This is a genomic window from Carboxylicivirga linearis, from assembly GCF_018271995.1.
GTDB classification, from domain to species: domain Bacteria; phylum Bacteroidota; class Bacteroidia; order Bacteroidales; family Marinilabiliaceae; genus Carboxylicivirga; species Carboxylicivirga linearis.
In genome coordinates this window covers 1-3140 of the sequence record NZ_JAGUCO010000063.1, presented here as the reverse complement: position 1 = coordinate 3140, position 3140 = coordinate 1, and the positions used below count along the sequence as shown (strand labels likewise).

Below are 3140 nucleotides of genomic sequence, written 5' to 3'. Positions count from 1 at the left end.
ATTCAAAGATCTCAGGTTTGCTTTTGAATCTTGCTTTCACAAACAGATACAGAAACACAAGAAAGTAGTATATGCAAACTAACGTTATCAGTGCTGCTGCAAATTGACGATAGGTTATTTCTTCGAGTCCGAACATGCTTTGAGTTTTTTGTTACCTCAAAGTTCTGTTACCGATTTGGATATTTTTCCCAACCTGATCCCGGGTTGGTACAGATTATTATAAATCGTATATTTTGCTGCATTTTAAACTAATGAAGATTCTCTTATTTCATTATTTTCATCTATAAACGATTGATTTTTATTGATTCTGAAAGCATTTGGTTGGTTTTGATTTTTCCCAATTCGGCTTAGGGTAAGTAATAGCTTTGTTTAACATCATATTCTATCAATTGCTAAGCAGAAACACATTAGGGCTTTTTTGTTCGCGTAAGCCACCTGCCATAGCAGTGTTGTCAGGAGTGCAAAAGGAAGCGGAATAAATAGCCTGCGGGCAGGCCTTAAGCGGATTGGCATTACTTCTTTGACATCAAAATGCTTGTGCTTTTATCACCTGATACAATAAATCAGATACAAGATTAATTGCAATAAAAGCACATGTATTTTAATCAACTGACCGATTCAATGCTTATCCGCTGAGGGTTTATGCCGAACTCTTTTGCCTCCTGACAGACTGCATATACCTTGGCTTAGGCGTAATTGAAAAGCCTAAACTAAAAAGTTTACGTACAAAATCCATTACCTAATAAAAAAGCCTTTCTGAACAGGAAGCCATGGCATCAAAGGCTTGGATGGGCTCCGGGCAAGGATGTCATGGCTGACTTGTTCTGTAAGGCTACAGAGAAGCGAAAGCGCGAACGGCTTATTGGGTAAACATTACCTTCTTATAATGATTTGTGTCTTATAAAGATTTGTTTACCCAATGTGCCGGAAGAAGGTCTTATAATGTTATTCCTTCACTCTGCACTTTCTGATAGATGGGAGTATTCTTAAACTGCTTATGCCAATTTTCTTTGTAATAAATATAAATGGATACCGACTGCTGAGATTCCAACTCTACTTTATAACTCGCATCCAGGTATTGTTTTTCATCTGAATAACTAACCTTATGGGGCAGAAAAACAAATATCTGTAATTCTTCATGAATCTTTTTACCCTGCGGAAACAAAAGCATGATTTCAGCCTCTTTATCAAGCGAATGAATATGTTCCTTAATCAGTTCACTTATATCTTTCTTCACTTTATCCATAACGTAAAAATAGGAAGTATTCTTTTGTAAAAATACTATCTTTTATCAACCGAATTTTCTGGAAAGGAAACGAGGTTAAACATCTCCCGCATCCTGCTGCGTAACCGATTACCATACAGCTTTTCCAGTTCTGTGGCAGACAAGTTTGTTGTCGCATGAGTAAGCATTCCCTTTTTGACAAAGTGATCATATCTTCCCAGTAGAATTTCGCCCATCACATTACACTCATTTCCGAAGTATTGAATGGGACGATCAGTTCCCAGATCGTCAAAACAATAAACAACCGGTTGGTAACCAATATTGCTAAATCGATAGGATTGAGTACTGTAACGATCAATAGTGCCATATCCTTCACGGGCAAAGCGAATGGTTACCTCACGAGCTGAAATAAGGTTATACTGCTTTTCTTTTGAGCAAAACTGCGAAACCATTGTCATAAGAGAGGTTTTTCCGCAACCAACAGGTCCGCTTAATAAAATGCCTTTATTGGCATGCATACCCAGTCTTCTTATATTTTCCTTATCACTAATGGCATAAACCAATAGTTTGTATAGTAAGGGATGATCCTCTTTATAAATCCTGAACCTTTCACCAAAACGTTTCTTACCGGTGTGATCCAGCCATTGCAAACAAGCCGAAAAACTATAGTTCATCCAGCCGTTTTTCTCCCAACAAATAGCTTCAGAGTGGTTCTTCATAGTTTTTTACATTGGGGGCAGATAAATAGTTTTCATCTCGGTAATTGTTCCTTTTTGAGCTATATCGTTCTATATTCAGGATCCAGTTTCTGACAGCTGCTTTCCAGTCTTTCATAGGACTCTTCCCTCCTACCTTCCAGCCATTCGACTCAAAATGATTAAAAAAACGATCCGCTTCTATAATGTCGGCTTGTCGTTCCTCAAAATACCCTTTGATTTCTTCAAGGCTTGGTTTGATAAAACGTTTTTTCTGAATAGTTGCATCCGACTTCTCACTTTGTAATTTCAATTCAACAATTTGTCCTTCGGGCGCGTTCTCTCTAACTGTTTTTAATTGTTTATTATTATTTATATATCTATTAATAAAGAGAGTGTTATCAGTGGTTATATCACTGGTATAACCAGTGCTTGTATCAAAAGTGATAATAGTAACCGAAGATCCGCACAATGGATTATGCGAAGGATGATAACAGATATACCCCCTGGCATGTAACTCTTTCAATGTTCTGGTATAGGTATTGACTGATCCGATCTTTGCCAATAACATGGTTTCTGCTCGTGACAGTGCAATCTTGTCTGCGAACTTCACCCGGTTCCAAAGCTGGAAAAGAGCCATATACAAACTGATATGCCTGGGTACTATCTGTACATCCTCTGCAAATTTTTGAAATACTGCATTGAGGTGTTTGATATAATTCATCAATCTAATCTTGAATTGACTTCCACTTTATTGCGATTAAACATCTTCTGAATATCCTGGTACTCATAAAAGATCATTCCCCCTACCTTGGTAAACGGAAGTTCTCCATTAATACGCATGCTCTGTAGTGTTCCCGGAGAAATTTTTAAAAGCTTTCTAACCTCTGCGCTTTTTAGCCATTTTTTAGCACCCGGTTTGAAGTTTTCAACTAAGATCTTTGAAAGCTCCTGCAATAGATCATTTTTAAATTCTACAAGGTCTGTTGTGGTGACGATTTGTTCGCGATATAACTTCTCACGACCATAATTGAAATCTCGTTCAGTCTTTAGTGTCATAATGATAGTATTTGGTTAAAAAATATCCAAAGGTTAAAAACAGATTTGAATGTTTTTCCCAACCTAATCCCAAGTTGGGATGTTTTTAAACACTTTATCTAAATAAACACCTCTAATACATAATAATACACCTTTATATAACACAAAAACGTTATTATTAT

The 3140-nt window shown here is 36.8% G+C and carries 4 protein-coding genes; all 4 read right to left on the bottom strand.

Going from position 1 to position 3140, the window contains the following annotated elements; translation table 11 throughout:
- Positions 1 to 937: 937 nt before the first annotated feature.
- The 4 genes from KEM10_RS23455 to KEM10_RS23440 are packed head-to-tail and all read right to left on the bottom strand — an operon-like array spanning position 938 to position 2979.
- On the bottom strand, positions 938 to 1246 hold the full coding sequence (locus tag KEM10_RS23455) for a hypothetical protein (protein ID WP_212220712.1): 309 nt from the start codon (positions 1244 to 1246) through the stop codon (positions 938 to 940).
- Between the two features lie 35 nt (positions 1247 to 1281).
- Entirely contained in the window at positions 1282 to 1944 is a 663-nt protein-coding gene (locus tag KEM10_RS23450) for an ATPase (protein ID WP_212220709.1), read from the bottom strand.
- The gene (locus tag KEM10_RS23445; RefSeq protein WP_212220706.1) at positions 1928 to 2644 is read right to left on the bottom strand and encodes a hypothetical protein; all 717 of its coding nucleotides are present in this window, start codon (positions 2642 to 2644) and stop codon (positions 1928 to 1930) included. The genes KEM10_RS23450 and KEM10_RS23445 overlap by 17 nt, the downstream gene beginning before the upstream one ends.
- Positions 2644 to 2979, bottom strand: coding sequence for a helix-turn-helix domain-containing protein (locus tag KEM10_RS23440; protein ID WP_212220703.1), 336 nt, complete (start codon positions 2977 to 2979; stop codon positions 2644 to 2646). Before KEM10_RS23440 ends, KEM10_RS23445 begins: the two co-directional genes overlap by 1 nt.
- Positions 2980 to 3140: the final 161 nt, after the last annotated feature.

Excerpts from the sequence above, each read along its gene's own strand:
- KEM10_RS23455 (WP_212220712.1), bottom strand. The coding sequence starts at position 1,246 with ATGGATAAAGTGAAGAAAGATATAAGTGAACTGATTAAGGAACATATT.
- KEM10_RS23450 (WP_212220709.1), bottom strand. The coding sequence starts at position 1,944 with ATGAAGAACCACTCTGAAGCTATTTGTTGGGAGAAAAACGGCTGGATG.
- KEM10_RS23445 (WP_212220706.1), bottom strand. The coding sequence starts at position 2,644 with ATGAATTATATCAAACACCTCAATGCAGTATTTCAAAAATTTGCAGAG.
- KEM10_RS23440 (WP_212220703.1), bottom strand. The coding sequence starts at position 2,979 with ATGACACTAAAGACTGAACGAGATTTCAATTATGGTCGTGAGAAGTTA.